The organism is Kitasatospora sp. NPDC087314, from assembly GCF_044744365.1.
GTDB lineage: Bacteria > Actinomycetota > Actinomycetes > Streptomycetales > Streptomycetaceae > Kitasatospora.
The window spans coordinates 290338-306745 of sequence record NZ_JBIUYE010000009.1 but is presented as its reverse complement, the minus strand read 5'-3'; the positions used below and the strand labels follow the sequence as shown (position 1 = coordinate 306745).

The following is a 16408-nucleotide window of genomic DNA, read 5'->3' as shown; positions in this document are numbered from 1 at the left end:
CGGAACGGGCGCCGGCCCCCTGCGGGCGGTGTCGTTCAGCGGCAGAGGGCCGTGTCCACGACGGCGTCGACGTGCTTCCTGGTCGCCTCGTCGTCCAGCTGCATGGTCACCGCGACGTTGGCGGCGCGGCCGCGGTCGGTGGCGCCGCCCCGGGTCTCGTAGCCCGGGAAGCTGCCGCCGTGGCCCCAGTACACACCGCCGCAGGACAGCGGCTTGCTCACGATCCCCAGTCCGTAGCGGGCGCCGTCACCGAAGGGGTACTCGGTGGCGACGGTGGTGCGCATCTGGGCGAGCTGGGCCTCCGGGAGGAGGTCGCCGTGCAGGAGCGCGGTGAAGAACCGGTTGAGGTCGGAGTCGGTGGAGACCAGCTGCCCCGCCGCCCAGCCCCAGGACGGGTCCGTCTCCGTGACGTCGAGCAGCGGCGCCCCGGCCGAATCCCGGTAGTAGCCCTTGGGGTGGGCCTCCCGGATGGTCGCGTCGCCGGGGGCGGGGAAGTAGGTGCGGCGCAGCCCGATGGGCTTGATGATGCGTCGGTCCATCTCCTCGGCGAGGGGGCGGCCGGTGATCTTCTGGACGATCAGGCCGGCCAGCAGGTAGTTCGTGTTGCTGTACGCCCACTTCTCGCCGGGGGCGAAGTCGGCCTTGTGCTGGAGCGCGAGGTCGAGGAGGTCGCGGGGGTCGAAGTACCGGACGTCGTCCCCGAGGTAGGTGCTGTAGTTGGGGAGTCCGCTGGTGTGCTGGAGGAGCTGGCGGACGGTGATGTGGCGTCCGTCGATCCCGTCCCCGCGTACGAGGCCCGGCAGGTAGGTGTCGACCGGGGCGTCGAGGCTGACCTTCCCCTCGCCGACCAGTTGCAGCACGACGACCGCGGTGAAGGTCTTGGTGTTGCTGCCGATCCGGACCTGGCCGTCGACCGGTACCTTCGCGCCGGTGGCCAGGTCGCCGACCCCGGCGGTGTAGGTGCGGGTGCGGCCGTCCGGGCCGCGGACGGAGGCCAGCGCGGCGGGCAGCCGGTCGGTGCGCACCAGCGCGTCCAGGCCCTGCTGGACGGTGTCCGGCCGGGCGGTGTTCGGCCGGGTGGCGGCCGAGGCCGGGGGCGACAGCAGGGCGCCCGCCGTCATCACGCCGACGGCCATCGCGGCCGCCGCCGGCACGGCGTGTCGCCGACCGCCCTGCTGCCGCCGGGACGAACGAATCCGCTGCCATGTCTGCGCACGCATGAGTCAACTCCTGTGGAATCGTCGGGAAACGGTGGTGGGCGCCGATGTCGGGGCCACCCGTCGGCCGGGTCCGGTCAGTGACCGGTGAGCTGCCGGTGGACGCACTCCCGGTACTGCTGGAAGCTGTCGGGCTGGTAGCAGGCCTGCGTCTTGTTCGCGTACCAGGCCAGGAGGAACACGGCCAGGACGGACACCGCGATCGCGAGGACCGACGTCACCACGCCGGCGAGCGCCCTGCCCCGGCCGACGCCGGTCCGCCGGGCCGTCCGCAGGGCGACGACGCCCAGGATCAGGCCGAGGACGCCGAACAGGCCGCCGACGAGGACGACCGAGGTGAGCAGGCCGAGGACGCCGAGCACCAGGGCGGCCACGGCCGGGCCGTGGCCGCCGGCCGGGTCGCTCCCGCCGACCGGCGTCGGTGCCGTGTGATGCGGCGATGTCCCTGTCCTCGGCATCCCTTGCGCGTTCAACAGCAGCCCTCTCGTCAACTGGTCGGGGCACGATCCTGGTTTCCGCGGGCCCGGGTGCGCATCGCGGAAAGGCAGGAGAAAGTGCTCCCTCGATCGGGGGAGGCCGCCGCTGAGCTGCCCGGTCATACTGGCGATCATGTTCAGGGGAATCCGGCCGTTTCTGCGCGGCTCCACGTATGCGGGTGTGCTGTTCGCCTATTGCGGCGCGTTGGCCAGCCTTCCACTGATGGTTCTCGCCATGCTGCCGGCGCTGCTGTGGCGATCGGCTCCCTGGGAAGTGCAGGCCGCGCTGTGCCTGCTGGTCTGGGCGGCGCTGGTCGCCGCGGTCGGGCTGGCCCGCACCACGCGGCGGGTGCTGGTCGTGGGCGCCCGTCGGCTGCTGAGGGTGCCGCTGCCGGATCCGGTGGCCGGCCGTCGGCCCGCCAGCCCGCCTAGCACCGCGCCGAGCGCCGCCGCGTCCTCCGGAACCGCGAATCCCGGCGCCGACCGCTGGCGGACTCCGCTCTGGCTGCTGCTGCACGTGGCCCTGGGGTGGACGGGCGGGCTGGCGAGCTGCGTGCTGCTCGTCATGGCCCTGTCCCTGCCCGGGGACTGGCTCGACGGCGAGGCGCGGTTGAGCCTGTTCGGCCGGTCGGTGCAGGTGACGGGCGCCTGGCGCTGGCCGGTGGCGCTCGGTTGCCTGCTGCTGGCGCTGGCCGTGTGCGTGCTGGTGACGGGCGCCCTGCGCCGGCTGGCGCCGCCGCTGCTGGGCCCGTCGTCGGCCGAGCGGCTCGCGCTGGCGGCCGAGCGGGAGCTGCTGCTGGCCGAACGCAACCGGCTGGCCCACGAACTGCACGACTCGATCGGGCACACGCTGACGGCGGCCACGATCCAGGCCGCGGTGGCGGGCGAGGTGCTCGCCGCCGATCCGGCGGCCGCGCGGGCCGCCATGCGCAGCATCGAGGAGTCGACCCGGGCCGCGCTGGAGGACCTGGACTACGTGCTGGGCGTGCTGCGCGAGGAGGAAGCCGGGACGGCGCCGACCCGGACCCTGGCCGACCTGCCCGAGCTGCTGGACCGGCTGCGGCACGCGGGCGCGGTGGTGGAACCGGAGCTGTCGGGCGACCTGGCGCAGGTGCAGGGCACGCTCTCCCGGGCGGCGTACCGGATCCTGCAGGAGGGGCTGACGAACGCGCTGCGGCACGGGGCGGGCGGCCCGATCGAGGTCCGGGTGGCGGCCGCGCCGCACGGGCTGGAGCTCAGCGTGGTCAACCGGACCGGGGCCGGTACGGGCCGGGGCGCCTTCCCGACGTCCGGGCACGGCCTGCCCGGGCTGGCCGAGCGGGTGCGGCTGCTGCACGGTGAGATCGAGGCCGGCCAGGACGGCCCGCAGCGCTGGCGGTTGGCGGTCCGGCTGCCGGTACGGTTGTCCGCATGACCGGCTCCGAGACGGGTGAAGCCACCGCTACCGGCCCGGCAGGAACCGCCGTCACGCTCCTGATCGCGGACGACGACGAGGTGACCCGCAGCGGCCTGCGCACCCTGCTCGCGGCACAGCCGGGGATCGCCGTGGTCGGGGAGGCGGCCGACGGCGTCGAGGCGGTCGAGCAGGCGCTGCTGCTGCGGCCGGACGTGGTCCTGATGGACGTCCGGATGCCGCGCCGCAACGGGATCGACGCCACCCGGCAGCTGCTGGCCGAGTCGGCCGAACCGCCGAAGGTCGTGGTGATCACCACCTTCGAGAACGACGGCTACGTCACCGCCGCGCTCAGCGCGGGCGCCAGCGGGTTCGTGCTCAAGCGGCTTCCGGTCCGGCAGATCGCGGAGGCGGTGCGGGTGGTGGCGGCCGGGGAGGCGATCCTCTTCCCGGCGGCCCTGCGCCGGATGGTCGCGGCCCGCCCGCTGGACTGCGCCGAGGCCTTGCCGCGGGCGGCGCTGACGGGGCGTGAGGAGGAGGTGCTGCGGGCGATGGCCACCGGCCTGTCCAACCCGGAGATCGCGCAGTCGCTCATGGTGACCCTGGAGACGGTGAAGACCCACGTCGGGAACGTGCTGACCAAGCTCGGCGCGCAGAACCGGACCCACGCGGTGGTGATCGCGTACGAGTCCGGCCTGGTGGTGCCGGGGTTCGCCGGCTGAGGCGGCGTGGGGCGGCGTGAGGCGGCGTGAGGCGGCGTGATGGGGTGGAGGCGGCGCGAGGTGTCCTGACCCGGCCCGGCGCCGAGGCCGACCGCCGGGCCGCCGCCGTACCGTCGCTCCATGACCGCACTCCTCCGCCGGAAGGCCGCGGCCGGTGGCCTGTTGGTGTCCCTCGTGCTCCTGCCGGCCGTCCGTCCGAAGGAGCCGCAGGTGCGCCCGAACCCCCGCCGGGCCGCGCAACGTCCTGCTGCTGCAGAACCGGTACGACCCCGCCACCCCGTACTCCGGCGCCCGGCAGACCCTGGCCGCCTTCGGCCACCGGGCCGCCATGGTGACGGTCGACGCGGCGGGCCACGGCGTCGACTTCGGCGCCCCCCGGGTCAGCGGCCCGTTCACCTCCTTCCTGCTCACCGGCCGGCTTCCCGCCTGAAGCCGGGGTATGACATCTTCACACCGGCTTCGTGATTTCCTTACTGTCCGCGGCTGCTTCCCTGCTCGCATACTCCGGCTAAGAGCCGTCGAGACGAGGGAGCCGGTGGGAATCATGGACGAGTGCCCCGTCGTGCATCTGTGGTCGCTGGCCGAGGACGTCGCCGTACACCCGGGCGCCCTCGACGGTGAGCTTGTTCTGGTCGGTCTCTTCGGGACCGAACACATCAAGGACGAACCGCTGGTCGTCGCCGAGGCGCTCCGGCGCATGGAACTCGGCCCCGTCCTCCTCACCAACGTCGAGGCCGGCTCGGACAGCGGCCTCTCACCGGACGAGGTGCAGTCGGCCTTCTCCCGCGTCCTCGAACGCATCCCGCACCTCGTGGTGTGCACCCTGGGCGTGGACGATCTGCGCGGCCCGCTGCTCTCCGTCGTCCCCCTGGCGCCCACCGCCCTCCTCGCCGTGGCCCGGCTCCCGGCCCGGAGTCGCCTGCAACTGCCCCGGGGCGCATCGCTCACGGTGGACGGCAACCGGATTGTGCTCCGGCGGGAGGGCGCCGCCTACCGGGTCGAACTGCACCGCCCCGAGGCGGCCTGGGTGGTCGCCAGGCTGGCCTGGCCCACCACGCCGGACGCCGTCTCACGCGAGCTTCCGCTGCCCTGGTCGGTCACCCACAGCATCCTGGAGTACCTGGTGGCCGCGGGCATGCTCACCTACATCCGCGACGCCGCTCCCGGTTCGCCGAGTCGGCCGGCGTCGCCGGAGGACTGAACCGGACGCCGCCTCACAGCAGCCAGCCGGCCTCGCGGGCGAGCTTGATGGCGTCGACCCGGTTGCGGGCGTTGAGCTTGGTCACGGTGGTGGTCAGGTAGTTGCGCACGGTCCCCAGGGACAGGTTCAACTGGTTCGCGATCTCCCGGGGTTCGGCCCCGTCGGCGGCCAGCTGGAGCACCTCCGTCTCCCGCTCGGTCAGCGGCGTCCCGGTGCTTCCCCAGGCGGCGAGGGCGAGTTGGGAGTCGATCGCCCGCTGTCCCGCCGCCACCTTGCGGATCGCGGTGGCCAGTTCCTGCGGCCGGGCGTCCTTCAGCAGGAAACCGGAGACCTGCGCCTCCAGGGCGCGGCGGAGCGTGCCCGGCCGGCCGAGGCTGGTGAGGATCACGGTCCGGCACTCCGGGACGTGCTTGCGCAACAGGGCGGCGGCGGCGAGTCCGTCCATACCGGGCAGGTCGACGTCGATGACGGCAACGTCCGGCCGGAGCTCCCGGGCGGTGGGCAGGATCTCGTCGCCGCGTTCGAGTTCACCGACGATCTCCAGGTCGTCCTCCAGATTGAGGAGTGCGACCAGGGCGCCACGCACCATGTGCATGTCCTCGGCCAGCAGAATGCGGATCGTCACGGCGAAGCTCCTCCAGGGACGGATGGTTGACGTGTGATCAGGCGCCGGGGCCGGGCGGCGGGAGAGGGCGCCGGGGCCGGGCGGCCGGGTCAGGCGGCGGATTCGCCCCGCTCGTCCCGGCCGACCGACTTGAGCCGGCCCCGGGCCGGGGCCTCGGCGATCAGCCGGAACGTGCCGTCCGCGCCCAGCTCGACGTTCAGCGTGCCCGACTGCACGAGCAGGCGCTCCCGCAGGTTGCCCAGGCCGCTGCCACTGTGCGCCGAGGTGTCCCGATAGGCGGGGTCCGCGCCGTCGTTGGTCACGGTCAGCCGGATCAGGCCCGCCTCCCGGGCGACCTGTACGGTGCAGAACGTCGCGTGGGAGTGCCGCAGCAGGTTGGTGACCGCCTCGCGGAGCACGGTGGCGAGGACGGAGTCGACCGGCAGCTCCAACTCCTCGGTGTCCGCCTCGACCTGCACCCGCAGGCCCGCCGCCTCCAGCAGCGACTGGGCCGAACCCAGCTCCTGCTTCAGGGACATGTGCCGCAGGCCGTTGGAGATGGCGCGGACGTCGGCGAGCGACTCCCGGGAGATCTCCAGGACGTCGCCGACCTCGTCCAGGGCGCGCCGCGGATTGGTGGTCACCAGCCGCTGGATCAGCTCCGTCTTGAGGGTGATCGCCGACAGGCTGTACCCGAGCAGGTCGTGCAGGTCGCGGGCGAACCGCAGGCGCTCCCGGGTGACGGCCATGTCGGCCAGCTGGCCGCGGGCCTCGTGCAGCGCCTGTACCAGCGCCGCCAGCCGGGACAGGCTGTAGACGACGAGGCCGGTCAGCAGGGTCGACTGGAGGAGGTAGACGCTGTCCTGGGTGGAGAGATGGTCGATCGCCGGCGGGATCACCATGGTCAGGCCGACGAAGCCGTACGTGGCCCAGGCGAGCCAGCCGGGCAGGAGCAGCAGCAGGGAGCCGGCCAGGAATCCCGCCATGGAGCCCCAGATGCTGTGGAAGAGCGTGATGGGCAGGTAGGTCAGCAGCGCCTGGGTGCCGAGGGTCAGGCACTTCTGCCGCAGCGGCGCCCGGGCGGCGCCCGGGCTGGAGTGCCTCAATTGCAGGAAGAAGATGACCAGTTGGCAGACGACGCAGATGGCGAGTGCCGCGCGGGACAGGTGTGCCCCGAACAGGTTGTTGACGGTGACGCCGCTGTAGCACAGCAGGGCGACGACGAGGATGGCCCGGGCCGAGAGCCGGGTCGTGAGATCCGACGTGTCCGGACCGGAGGGCGTCGTCTCCCGAGTGGACCCCGCCTCACCGTGAGTCTCCACCATGGTTTCCCCCGTTGTCTTCCTGCCGGCCAGCAGCTGTGACTGGAGGAATCATATGGTGTGACTCCCGATCATGGGCCAGCCGATGAGTCATACGAAAAGCGGAATGGGGTTCAGCTCTTCGTACGGGGTCGGCTCCTTGCGGTGACCCAGGGACACCGGTGCGGTGAATAGTCGACCCGGGCCGAAGCGGGGCCAGAAATGCCGCAGTCCGGGAATTATCACCTTCACCACGGGCAGTTCAAGGTCCGGCCGGGTCTGGTTCAGGACCAGCAGTTCCATTCCTTTGGAACGCACCAACTCGGTGAGGGAAGAGACGTCCTGGAGCAGGTCGTCGGTGGGCGCGTACGTCCACGCGTCCGGACCGGCCGGCGGTCGCTCCGGGTCGGCCCACAGGTACGGCTGGTTCGCCAAGGTGGCGTGCTGCCACCAGGCCAGCGCGTCCGGATCGTCGATCCGGTAGCCCGAGCCCGAGGGCGTCACCCCGGCGACCAGGGGCAGCAGCTGGCCCATCTCGGTCAGGGCCCGGCACACGGCGACCCGGGGGTCGAAGTGCGCGCCGAAGCCGAAGATGACGTCCTCGGCCGGCTTGTCGGTGCGCCGGGAGAGTGCGACCACCACCGGGATGCCGAAGTCCGAGGTGAGGTCGAGCGCCCAGGTTTCGCGGTGCTGGTCGCGGTAGGTGGCGCGCAGGCGGTCGATCCGGGGATCGTCGAAGGCGTCGAGGGCGACGGCCCGGTGGCGGGTGCGGTTGTACCACCACAGCGCCACCGCGTCCCGCTCGATCAGTTCCAGGAACCCCTGGACCAGCGCGTCCTCCGGGCAGCTGCCGGCGGCGTTGCCGTTGGAGTCCGCGCACAGCCCGTCGGGGGTGGCCCGGTCGCTGTAGTAGAGCATCGAGGTCGGCAGCAGCCGCCGGGTGCGCCCGGTCAGGGACCAGACGGGCGTCCAGTCGGTGGGCCGGTCCTCGTCGAAGCGCGGGGGGACGTACTGGAGCTGCGAACCCCGCCCGTTGACGGCTCGTGGATGGCCGAGCTGGTGCGCCGCAACCCGTTGGCGCAACTGGTGACCAACGGCCCGGCCGCCGACGGACCCCGCGTGACCCACCTGCCGGTGATCCGCGACCCGGCGATGACCGGCGACTGGCCGCCGGACCTGAGCGGAGGCCTGCTGGTCGGGCACATGAACCGGGCCAACCCGCACTGGGCGGCGCTGGAGTCCGGCACGACGGCGCTGCTCACCTTCACCGGCCCGCACGCCTATGTCTCACCGACCCTGTACGGGGTGACGCCGGCCTCGCCGACCTGGAACTTCACCGCCGTGCACGTGCGCGGCGTGCTCCGCAAGATCGCGACGATCGAGGAGACGCTGGAGGTGGTGAAGGCCACCGTGCGCGCCTACACGCTGTGGCAGCGCGAGCTGCTCGGCGACGAGCACAGCCCGACCCCGCTGCTGGAGGCACAGCAGCGCTACTGGACCGAAGAACTCGCGGACATACCGCAGCCGTTGAACCTGCCGACCGACCGGCCGCGACCCGCCCGGGCCGGCTACCGGGGTGACACCGTCGAGTTCGGCTTCGAACCGGAGCTGCTGGCCGCGCTGGAGCGGATCGCCCGGGACCGGGGCGCCACCGTGTCGATGGTGCTGCAGTCGGCGCTGGCCGTGCTGCTGTCCCGGCTCGGCGCCGGCCACGACCTGACCATCGGCTCGCCGATCGCCGGCCGTACCGACGAGGCCCTCGTCGACCTGGTGGGCTTCTTCGTCAACACCTGGGCGCTGCGCCTGGACCTGTCCGGCGACCCCACCTTCGAGCAGGTGCTGGCCGGTACCCGCCGCAAGGCGCTGGCGGCGTACGACAACCAGGACGTGCCCTTCGAGCGGCTGGTGGAACTGCTCAACCCCGAGCGCTCCACCGCGTACCACCCGCTGTTCCAGGTGATGTTCGCCTGGCAGAACTTCGCCGCCGCAGACCTCGAACTCCCCGGCCTGCGGGTGTCCCCGCACGCCGCCTGGACCGACACCGCGAAGTTCGACCTGTTCTTCAACGTGATGGAGGTGTCCGGCGCCGACGGCCGGGGGGTGCGCGGCGGCATCGAGTACGCCACCGACCTCTTCGACCGTGCCACGGTCGCGGCGCTGGCCGACCGGTTCGTCCGGGTGTTGCAGCAGGTCGCCGCCGACCCGCGGTTGCGTCTGGGGCAGGTCGAGGTGTTGTCGGTGCAGGAGCGGCAGCGCGTCCTGGTGGACTGGAACGACACCGCGGCGGATGTGTCGAAGGGGGCGGTCGCGGAGGTGTTCCGCCGTCAGGTGGCTGTGACGCCCGACGCGGTGGCCGTGGTGGGTGAGGAGCGGGCGCTGACGTACGCGGAGTTGGACGCGTGGTCCAACCGGGTGGCGCACTGGCTGATCGGGCGGGGCGTGTCGGCCGAGGTGCCGGTGGCGGTGCTGATGGAGCGTTCGGTCGAGTTGGTGGTGGCGTTGCTGGCCGTCACGAAGTCCGGTGGGGTGTACGTGCCGTTGAACGGTGCGTGGCCGGGTGAGCGGCAGGAGTGGATCCGCCGGCAGGCGGGTGTGGCGGTGCTGCTGAGCGACGGTGATCTGGCCGGGGCCGAGGGGTATCCGGAGGACGATCCGCGGGTGCGGGTGTTCCCGGACCAGTTGGCGTACGTGATGTACACCTCCGGTTCCACCGGGGAGCCGAAGGGCGTCGCGGCGCAGCAGAAGGACGTCGTGGCGCTGGCGTCGGACCGGGCCTGGCAGGGCGGTGCGCACGAGCGGGTGCTCCTGCACTCGCCGCACTCCTTCGACGCGACCACCTACGAGCTGTGGGTTCCGCTGCTCGGTGGCGGCACCGTCGTGGTCGCGCCGCCCGGGGAGCTTGATCTGGCCACTTTGGCCGGGTTGTTCTGCGATGCGCGGATCACCGGAACCTGGCTGACCGCAGGTCTGTTCCACCTGCTCGCCGAGCATCGTCCGGATTGCTTCGCCGGGGTGCGTGAGGTCTGGGCCGGTGGGGACGCGGTCGCCGCGGAGGCCGTTCGGCGGGTCCTTGCCGCCTGCCCGGGCACGGTGGTCGTGGACGGGTACGGGCCGACGGAGACCACGACCTTCGCCACCCACCATGCCATGCGGACGCCTGAGGAGGTGCCCGTCGCCGTTCCGATCGGTACGCCGTTGGACAACATGCGGGCCTATGTCCTCGACGGTCGGCTCAGTCCGGTCGCGGTCGGTGTGACCGGTGAGCTCTACCTCGCCGGAGCGGGACTGGCCCGGGGTTACCTGAACCGGCCGGGCCTGACCGGCGAGCGCTTCGTCGCCGACCCGTTCGCCGGTGACGGCACCCGGCTCTACCGCACCGGCGACCTCGCCCGGTGGACCGGCGACGGCTTGCTGGAGTACGCCGGCCGCGCCGACGCCCAGGTCAAGGTGCGCGGCTTCCGGATCGAGCCCGGCGAGGTCGAGTCCGTCCTCGCCGCCCACCCCGGAGTAGGACAGGCCCTGGTGCTGGTGCGGGAGGACACCGCCGGCGACAAGCGGCTGGTGGCCTACCTGGTCGGCGACGTCGACCCGGCGGAGCTGCGTGAGTACAGCGTCGAGCGGCTGCCCGGCTACCTGGTCCCGTCGGCCTTCGTGGTCCTGGACGCGCTGCCGCTGACCGCCAACGGCAAGCCGGACCGGGCCGCACTGCCGGCCCCGGAACTGCCCGCCGCCGTCTACCGGGCGCCGCGCGACGCCCGGGAGGAGATCCTGTGTGCCCTGTTCGCCGAGGCCCTCGGCCTGGACCGGGTCGGCATCGACGACGGGTTCTTCGCCCTCGGCGGCCACTCCCTGCGGGCCATCGGACTGGCCAACCGGGTTCGTGAGCTGCTCGGCGTCGAGGTGCCGCTGCGGACCCTGTTCGAGGCGCCCACGGTCGCGGAACTCGCGGTCCGGCTGGCCGGCGACACCGACACCGGTCAGTCCGCCGATCCCTTCGCCGTCGTCCTGCCGCTGCGCACCGGCGGTGAGGAGAAGCCGCTGTGGTGGATCCACCCGGGCGGGGGCCTGTCCTGGTGCTACCTCGGCTACGCCGGCCGGGTGGCGGACAACCGGCCGGTGTACGGCATCCAGGCACGCGGGCTGGACGGCACCTCGCCGCTGCCCGCATCGATCGAGGAGATGGTCGACGACTACCTGACGGAGCTGCTGGCGGTGCAGCCCGAGGGGCCGTACCACCTGCTCGGCCTGTCGTTCGGCGGCACCCTCGCCCACGCCATGGCCGCCGAACTGCGCCACCGCGGCCACGAGGTGGCGCTGCTCGCCCTGCTCGACTGCGCGCCCAGCGACTTCTTCGCGGAGACCGCCGGGACCGCCGACGCGGACGAGGACCAGATCCGGGCCATGTTCCGGCTGTACGTCGGACACCTGGCCGGAACGGAGGAGTACGACTCGCTCTTCGAGACCATGACCAGGATCCAGATCGAACACATGGCCCTGATGGGGAAGTTCGACGCGCCCGTCTACGACGGCGACGTGGTCTTCTTCCGCGCGGCCCACAACTCCTGGGCGTCCTACGCGCCCCAGTGGAAGCCCTACGTCATGGGCGGGATCAGGGAGTTCGACATCGACTGCACACACCACGGAATGCACCTGCCCGAACCCGCGGCGCAGATCTGCGCAGTCGTCAACCAGTTGCTCGACGGACAGTGACCGGCCGGCCGGCCGGACACAGGAGGGAAACACCATGACCAGCACAGCGATCGACACGGACCTGCGCGACGAGATCCGCGACATCGTGGCGGACGTCCTGGAGGTCGAGGTCGAGGAGGTCTCCTGGACCGCCCACTTCCAGGACGACCTCGACTCCGACTCGATGCGGGCGATCGAGCTGCTCGCCCAGCTGGAGCGGCGCTTCGACGTCTCCATCAAGCAGCAGGAGCTGCTGCGGATGCAGGACCTCGCCAGCACCTACGAGGTGGTGCTCGAAGCGCGGGTCGGCAAGTAACGGACGGCATGGACGGAGGAACCCGACATGGCAGGACAGACATCCGCGCGGCGACGCGTGGTGGTGACCGGTCTGGGGGTCATCAGCAGCATCGGCCTGGGCGCGAAGGAGTTCGCCCGGGCGCTGCGAGAGGGCCGCTCCGGGGCACGGACCATCACCGGCTTCGACACCAGCGGTTTCGAACACACCACGGCGTGCGAGGTCACGGACTTCCATCCCGAGGAACTGCTCCACCGCCTCGTGCCGGCCGACACCGGCCGGGCGAGCCAGCTCGCGGCGGTCGCCGCCCGGCTGGCCGTCGAGGACGCGGGCCTGGCGGAGGAGGAGGTGCGCCGCCGCCGCTCGCTGATCGCGGTGGGCACCCTGAGCGGCGGGGCCGACGAGATCGGCATGTCGGTCCGCGAGCAGCTCGCGGCCGGGACGGGGGCGGTCGACCGAGGCCGGGCCCGCCGGGCCCGGTCCGGGCGGCTGTCCGCCGACATCGCCCAGGAACTGGGCCTACTCAGCACCGAGGCGGTGACCGTGCCCACGGCCTGCGCGGCGGGCAACTACGCGATCGGCTACGGCTTCGACGCAGTGGCCGCAGGCGAGGTCGAGCTGGCGCTGTGCGGCGGCGCGGACGCGTTGGTGCGCAACATCTTCGTCGGCTTCTACCGGCTGGGCACCATCGCCCCCGACGTCTGCCGGCCCTTCGACAAGGGCCGGCAGGGCATCCTCACCGGCGAGGGAAGTGCCGTCCTCGTCCTGGAGAGCCTGGACTCGGCGCTCGCCCGGGGCGCCCGGGTCTACGCCGAGGTCCTCGGCCATGGACTGGTCTGCGAGGCACACCACCCGGTGGCCCCCGACCGGGACAGCATGGCCGCCTGCATGAGCCGGGCGCACGCCAATGCGGGCATCACCGCCGACCAGGTGGACCTGATCTCCGCGCACGGCACCGGCACCCTGGCCAACGACGCCACCGAGGCCTCGGCCATCCACCAGGTGTTCGGCGACAGCCCGCCGCCGGTGACGGCGCTGAAGTCGATGCTCGGCCACTGCATGGGCGCGTCCAGCGCGCTCAGCGCCGCCGCCTGCGCGATCGCCCTGGACGAGGGATTCATCCCGCCCACCATCAACCACATCGAGACCGACCCGGAGATCGAGATCGACTGCGTGCCCAACACGGCCCGCACGGCCGACCTGCGCATCGTGCAGAACAACGCGCTCGCCTTCGGCGGCAACGACGCCGTCCTCCTGATGGGCCGAATCGACCGGGAGGTTCGTCCGTGAACAGTGTCATCACCGCGTGGGAGGCGCACTCCCCCCTCGGCCGGACGGCCGAGGGGCACCGGCAGGCCGTGCTCGAGGGTCCCGCCGCCCCCGAGGCCGGATCCCGCCTGGTGCCCGGCTTCGACATCAAGGAGGCCCTCGGCCGCAAGGGCGTCCGGTCCATGGACCGAGCCACCGCGCTCGCCGTGGTGACCACCGGCCGGCTACTGGAGCGGACCGGGCTGGGCAAGGACGACCGTCGCTGCGCCGACGACGAGCTGGGTCTCGTCCTGGGCACCACCGAGGGGAGCCTGCAGAGCCTGACCGCGTTCGACCACGACTCCTACACCCGGGAGAAGCCCTTCGACGTGCCGCCCAGCCTCTTCCCGGTCGTGCTGATGAACTACCACGCCGGACAGTGCGCGATCTGGCACCGGATCAAGGGCCCCAACTCCACCATCTGCGGTAGCCACCTCACCTCGCTGCTCGCCCTCAGCTACGCCTGCCGGCTGCAGAGCAACGGGCACGCCAGGGCGGTGCTGGCCGGTGCGGTGGAGGAATGCTCGGACGCCCGGGACTCCTACGAGCAGGCGCGCAACGAGGACGATCCGCAGCGGCCCTCCGGCGAGGGGTGCGTGATGTTCCTGCTGGAGCCGGCCGGACCCGTCGGCGAGGACGGGCCCGGCGGGTCCGGCGGACCGCACCGCGAGGGGGCGACGGTGGTCGCCGTCGAGTTCGGGTTCTTCCCGGAGCCGGACCTGGTGCGCCCCGCCCTGCGGGACTGTCTGACCCGGGCCCTCGACCGGGCCGGGGTCGAGCCCGGGAAGGTCGCCGCGGTCGCGCCGTCCCCCGTCCTCGGACCGCGCGGCGAGGCCGAACTCGCGGCGATCGCCCAGGTCTTCGGCGACGTACCGCTCGCCACCGCCAGCCTCGACGCCCTCGGGGACACCCGGGCTGCGGCGACCGGCTTCCAGCTGGCGGAGCTGCTGTCCCGGCCCGGTGAGCCGGGCCGGCTGGTGGCGGCCACCGCGACCGACGCGGAGGGCCGGGTCGGCTGCGCGCTGCTGCGCATCGGCTGACTTCACCGCGGGTGGGACCGGCGCGCGGTGCGCGCCGGTCCCACCCGCGGGCTCCACCGTTCCCGCCCCACCTACCAGCAAGGAGGATCGACATGTCCGGACGTCCGGTGGCACTGGTCACGGGAGGCTCACGGGGCATCGGGCGCGCCACGGTACTGCGCCTCGCCGAACACGGCTACGACGTCGGGTTCTGCTACCACTCCCGCGGCGACCTCGCCGCTGAGGTCGAACGGGAGGCGAAGGAGCGCGGCGCCCGGGTGCACGCCCACCTCGCCGACGTCTCCGACCCGGCCGCGGCCCGGGAGTTCGTCGAGGCGGGCGAGGCGGCCCTCGGCCCCGCCGAGGCGCTGGTCACCAGCGCCGGCATCACCCGGGACCGGCCGGCCCTCCTCACCTCCGACGAGGACTGGCAGCAGGTGCTGCGCACCAACCTCGACGGCACCTTCCACGTCTGCCGGGCCGCCGTGTTCGGCATGGTCAAACGCCGCCGGGGGGCCGTCGTGACCCTCTCCTCCGTCTCCGGCGTGTACGGCAACGTCGGTCAGTCCAACTACTCGGCCGCCAAGGCCGGCGTCTGCGGCTTCACCAAGGCACTCGCCAAGGAGGTGGCCGGCCGCGGCGTCCGGGCCAATGCCGTCGCCCCCGGCTTCATCGACACCGACATGACCGCCGACCTGCCCGAGCGGGTGCGCGCGCAGGTGGTGTCACGCGTTCCGCAGGGCCGGCTCGGCACTGCCGACGAGGTGGCCGACCTGGTGCTGTTCCTGCTGTCGGACCGGGCCTCCTACATCACCGGCCAGGTCCTCGGGGTGGACGGCGGACTCACCCTCTGACCAGCCGCCATTCCCCTTCCGCTGTCACACCTCTCCTGGAAACGGATTCCACCATGGCCGAGACCTTGCTCCCCGAAGTGATGCCCGCGCCGACCGACGGCGGCGCCGCCCTGCTGGACTGGGCCTGCCGGATGCGGGAGGAACACCCCGTCGCCTTCGACGGGAAGCTGCGGATGTGGCAGGTGTTCCGGCAGGAACACGTGCAGCGCGTGCTGACCGACCACGCGGTCTTCTCCTCCGACATGTCGGTGATCGCCCCCGACCAGATGTTCCGCTCCGGGAACATCACGCAGATGGACCCGCCGCTCCACCGCAAGTACCGCAGCCTGGTCAACAAGGCGTTCACCCCGCGCACCGTCGCCGACCTCGCCCCCCGGATCAGCGAGCTGACCCACACGCTGCTGGACGAGGTGGACGGCGCGGACCAGGTCGACCTGGTCGACGCCCTGCTCTACCCGCTACCGATCACCGTGATCTCGGAGCTGCTCGGGGTGCCGCAGTCCGACCACGAGCTGTTCCGCTCCTGGGTGGACAACCTCTTCGACGCCACCTTCGAGAACCCCTTCGACCCGGACCTGGCGCGGAAGGCGACCGAGGCGGTCGCGCCGATGAAGGAGTACCTCCTGGAGCACGTCCGGGACCGCAGGAGCCGGGCCCGCGACGACCTCATCACCAAGCTGGTGCAGGCCGAGGTGGACGGGGAGCGGATGACCGACGAGGAGGTGATGACCTTCTCGGCGATCCTGCTGCTCGCCGGGCACGTCACCACCACCCTGCTGCTCGGGAACACGGTCCGCTGCCTGGACGACAACCCGTGGGCCGTGGACCGGTTGCGGGCGGACCCGGGGCTGGTCCCGGCCGCGATCGAGGAGTCGCTGCGGCTGCGGCCGCCGTTCAACGCCAGCGGCCGCATCACCACCCAGGAGGTGGAGCTGGCCGGCGTCACCATCCCCGCGCAGCAGCCGGTGTTCGCGAGCATCCTCTCCGCGAACTACGACCCCGCCCGGTTCGCCGACCCGCACACTTTCGACCTGAACCGCTTCGGTCCGGGCCGGGACACCCCGCCGCACTCGGCCTTCGGCCACGGCGTCCACTTCTGCGTGGGCGCTCCGCTGGCCCGCCTGGAGGGGCGGATCGCGCTGGGCATCATGCTGGAGCGCTACCGGGAGATCCGGCTCGACACCGACCGCACCGCCGAGTACTTCGCGAATCCCAACTTCAACGGCCCGAAGAAGCTCCCGGTCGTCCTGAGGTGAGGGAACCCCGAGGGGGAGCACCCTTCCACGACGACGGCCCGCGGCGAGACCGCGGGCCGTCGTCGTTCGAGGT

The 16408-nt window shown here is 72.4% G+C and carries 15 protein-coding genes; 10 read left to right on the top strand and 5 right to left on the bottom strand.

The genetic code is table 11. From position 1 onward, the window contains the following. Positions 1-35: 35 nt before the first annotated feature. The gene (locus ACIO5E_RS21615; RefSeq protein WP_400670157.1) at positions 36-1220 is read right to left on the bottom strand and encodes a serine hydrolase domain-containing protein; all 1185 of its coding nucleotides are present in this window, start codon (positions 1218-1220) and stop codon (positions 36-38) included. 74 nt (positions 1221-1294) lie between these two features. Further along, a complete protein-coding gene (locus tag ACIO5E_RS21610) occupies positions 1295-1591 on the bottom strand; it encodes a DUF4190 domain-containing protein (RefSeq protein ID WP_400670155.1) in 297 nt (98 codons plus the stop codon). Between the two features lie 235 nt (positions 1592-1826). On the opposite strand from ACIO5E_RS21610, the gene ACIO5E_RS21605 reads away from it, so the two are divergent. From ACIO5E_RS21605 to ACIO5E_RS21590, 4 genes are all read left to right on the top strand, one after another. Beyond that, positions 1827-3107: a sensor histidine kinase gene (locus ACIO5E_RS21605; RefSeq protein ID WP_400670153.1), complete on the top strand. Its 1281-nt coding sequence runs from the start codon at positions 1827-1829 to the stop codon at positions 3105-3107. After that, the gene (locus tag ACIO5E_RS21600) at positions 3104-3808 is read left to right on the top strand and encodes a response regulator (protein WP_400670151.1); all 705 of its coding nucleotides are present in this window, start codon (positions 3104-3106) and stop codon (positions 3806-3808) included. The genes ACIO5E_RS21605 and ACIO5E_RS21600 overlap by 4 nt, the downstream gene beginning before the upstream one ends. A 154-nt stretch (positions 3809-3962) precedes the next feature. Beyond that, entirely contained in the window at positions 3963-4238 is a 276-nt protein-coding gene (locus ACIO5E_RS21595; protein WP_400670149.1) for an alpha/beta hydrolase, read from the top strand. Between the two features lie 114 nt (positions 4239-4352). After that, positions 4353-5009, top strand: coding sequence for an NADH oxidase (locus tag ACIO5E_RS21590; RefSeq protein WP_400670147.1), 657 nt, complete (start codon positions 4353-4355; stop codon positions 5007-5009). Between the two features lie 13 nt (positions 5010-5022). Here the strand turns inward: ACIO5E_RS21590 and ACIO5E_RS21585 are convergent, their stop codons facing one another. The 3 genes from ACIO5E_RS21585 to ACIO5E_RS21575 all read right to left on the bottom strand — a co-directional run bounded on the left by ACIO5E_RS21585 (position 5023) and on the right by ACIO5E_RS21575 (position 7997). After that, positions 5023-5634 (bottom strand): response regulator transcription factor, encoded by a 612-nt coding sequence (locus ACIO5E_RS21585; protein ID WP_280684443.1) that lies wholly within the window; start codon positions 5632-5634, stop codon positions 5023-5025. A gap of 89 nt (positions 5635-5723) precedes the next feature. After that, entirely contained in the window at positions 5724-6938 is a 1215-nt protein-coding gene (locus tag ACIO5E_RS21580; protein WP_400670144.1) for a sensor histidine kinase, read from the bottom strand. A gap of 87 nt (positions 6939-7025) precedes the next feature. Next, positions 7026-7997 (bottom strand): YcaO-like family protein, encoded by a 972-nt coding sequence (locus ACIO5E_RS21575; RefSeq protein ID WP_400670142.1) that lies wholly within the window; start codon positions 7995-7997, stop codon positions 7026-7028. Here ACIO5E_RS21575 and ACIO5E_RS21570 point away from each other — a divergent pair. The 6 genes from ACIO5E_RS21570 to ACIO5E_RS21545 all read left to right on the top strand — a co-directional run bounded on the left by ACIO5E_RS21570 (position 7962) and on the right by ACIO5E_RS21545 (position 16335). Next, positions 7962-11624, top strand: coding sequence for an amino acid adenylation domain-containing protein (locus ACIO5E_RS21570; RefSeq protein ID WP_400670140.1), 3663 nt, complete (start codon positions 7962-7964; stop codon positions 11622-11624). The genes ACIO5E_RS21575 and ACIO5E_RS21570 overlap by 36 nt on opposite strands. 34 nt (positions 11625-11658) lie before the next feature. Beyond that, positions 11659-11919, top strand: a complete 261-nt coding sequence (locus ACIO5E_RS21565; protein WP_400670138.1) for an acyl carrier protein — start codon at positions 11659-11661, stop codon at positions 11917-11919. Positions 11920-11946: 27 nt separating this feature from the next. After that, on the top strand, positions 11947-13188 hold the full coding sequence (locus tag ACIO5E_RS21560) for a beta-ketoacyl-[acyl-carrier-protein] synthase family protein (protein WP_400670136.1): 1242 nt from the start codon (positions 11947-11949) through the stop codon (positions 13186-13188). After that, entirely contained in the window at positions 13185-14246 is a 1062-nt protein-coding gene (locus tag ACIO5E_RS21555; protein WP_400670133.1) for a beta-ketoacyl synthase N-terminal-like domain-containing protein, read from the top strand. The genes ACIO5E_RS21560 and ACIO5E_RS21555 overlap by 4 nt, the downstream gene beginning before the upstream one ends. A 92-nt stretch (positions 14247-14338) precedes the next feature. Next, positions 14339-15079 (top strand): beta-ketoacyl-ACP reductase, encoded by a 741-nt coding sequence (locus tag ACIO5E_RS21550; RefSeq protein ID WP_400670130.1) that lies wholly within the window; start codon positions 14339-14341, stop codon positions 15077-15079. Positions 15080-15132: 53 nt separating this feature from the next. Next, positions 15133-16335 carry a cytochrome P450 gene (locus tag ACIO5E_RS21545; RefSeq protein WP_400670128.1) on the top strand — a complete coding sequence of 401 codons (1203 nt, stop codon included), beginning with the start codon at positions 15133-15135 and terminating at the stop codon, positions 16333-16335. Positions 16336-16408 lie beyond the last annotated feature (73 nt).

Excerpts from the sequence above, each read along its gene's own strand:
- ACIO5E_RS21565 (WP_400670138.1), top strand. The coding sequence starts at position 11,659 with ATGACCAGCACAGCGATCGACACGGACCTGCGCGACGAGATCCGCGAC.
- ACIO5E_RS21550 (WP_400670130.1), top strand. The coding sequence starts at position 14,339 with ATGTCCGGACGTCCGGTGGCACTGGTCACGGGAGGCTCACGGGGCATC.
- ACIO5E_RS21580 (WP_400670144.1), bottom strand. The coding sequence starts at position 6,938 with ATGGTGGAGACTCACGGTGAGGCGGGGTCCACTCGGGAGACGACGCCC.
- ACIO5E_RS21570 (WP_400670140.1), top strand. The coding sequence starts at position 7,962 with ATGGCCGAGCTGGTGCGCCGCAACCCGTTGGCGCAACTGGTGACCAAC.
- ACIO5E_RS21545 (WP_400670128.1), top strand. The coding sequence starts at position 15,133 with ATGGCCGAGACCTTGCTCCCCGAAGTGATGCCCGCGCCGACCGACGGC.
- ACIO5E_RS21590 (WP_400670147.1), top strand. The coding sequence starts at position 4,353 with ATGGACGAGTGCCCCGTCGTGCATCTGTGGTCGCTGGCCGAGGACGTC.
- ACIO5E_RS21605 (WP_400670153.1), top strand. The coding sequence starts at position 1,827 with ATGTTCAGGGGAATCCGGCCGTTTCTGCGCGGCTCCACGTATGCGGGT.
- ACIO5E_RS21560 (WP_400670136.1), top strand. The coding sequence starts at position 11,947 with ATGGCAGGACAGACATCCGCGCGGCGACGCGTGGTGGTGACCGGTCTG.
- ACIO5E_RS21615 (WP_400670157.1), bottom strand. The coding sequence starts at position 1,220 with ATGCGTGCGCAGACATGGCAGCGGATTCGTTCGTCCCGGCGGCAGCAG.
- ACIO5E_RS21600 (WP_400670151.1), top strand. The coding sequence starts at position 3,104 with ATGACCGGCTCCGAGACGGGTGAAGCCACCGCTACCGGCCCGGCAGGA.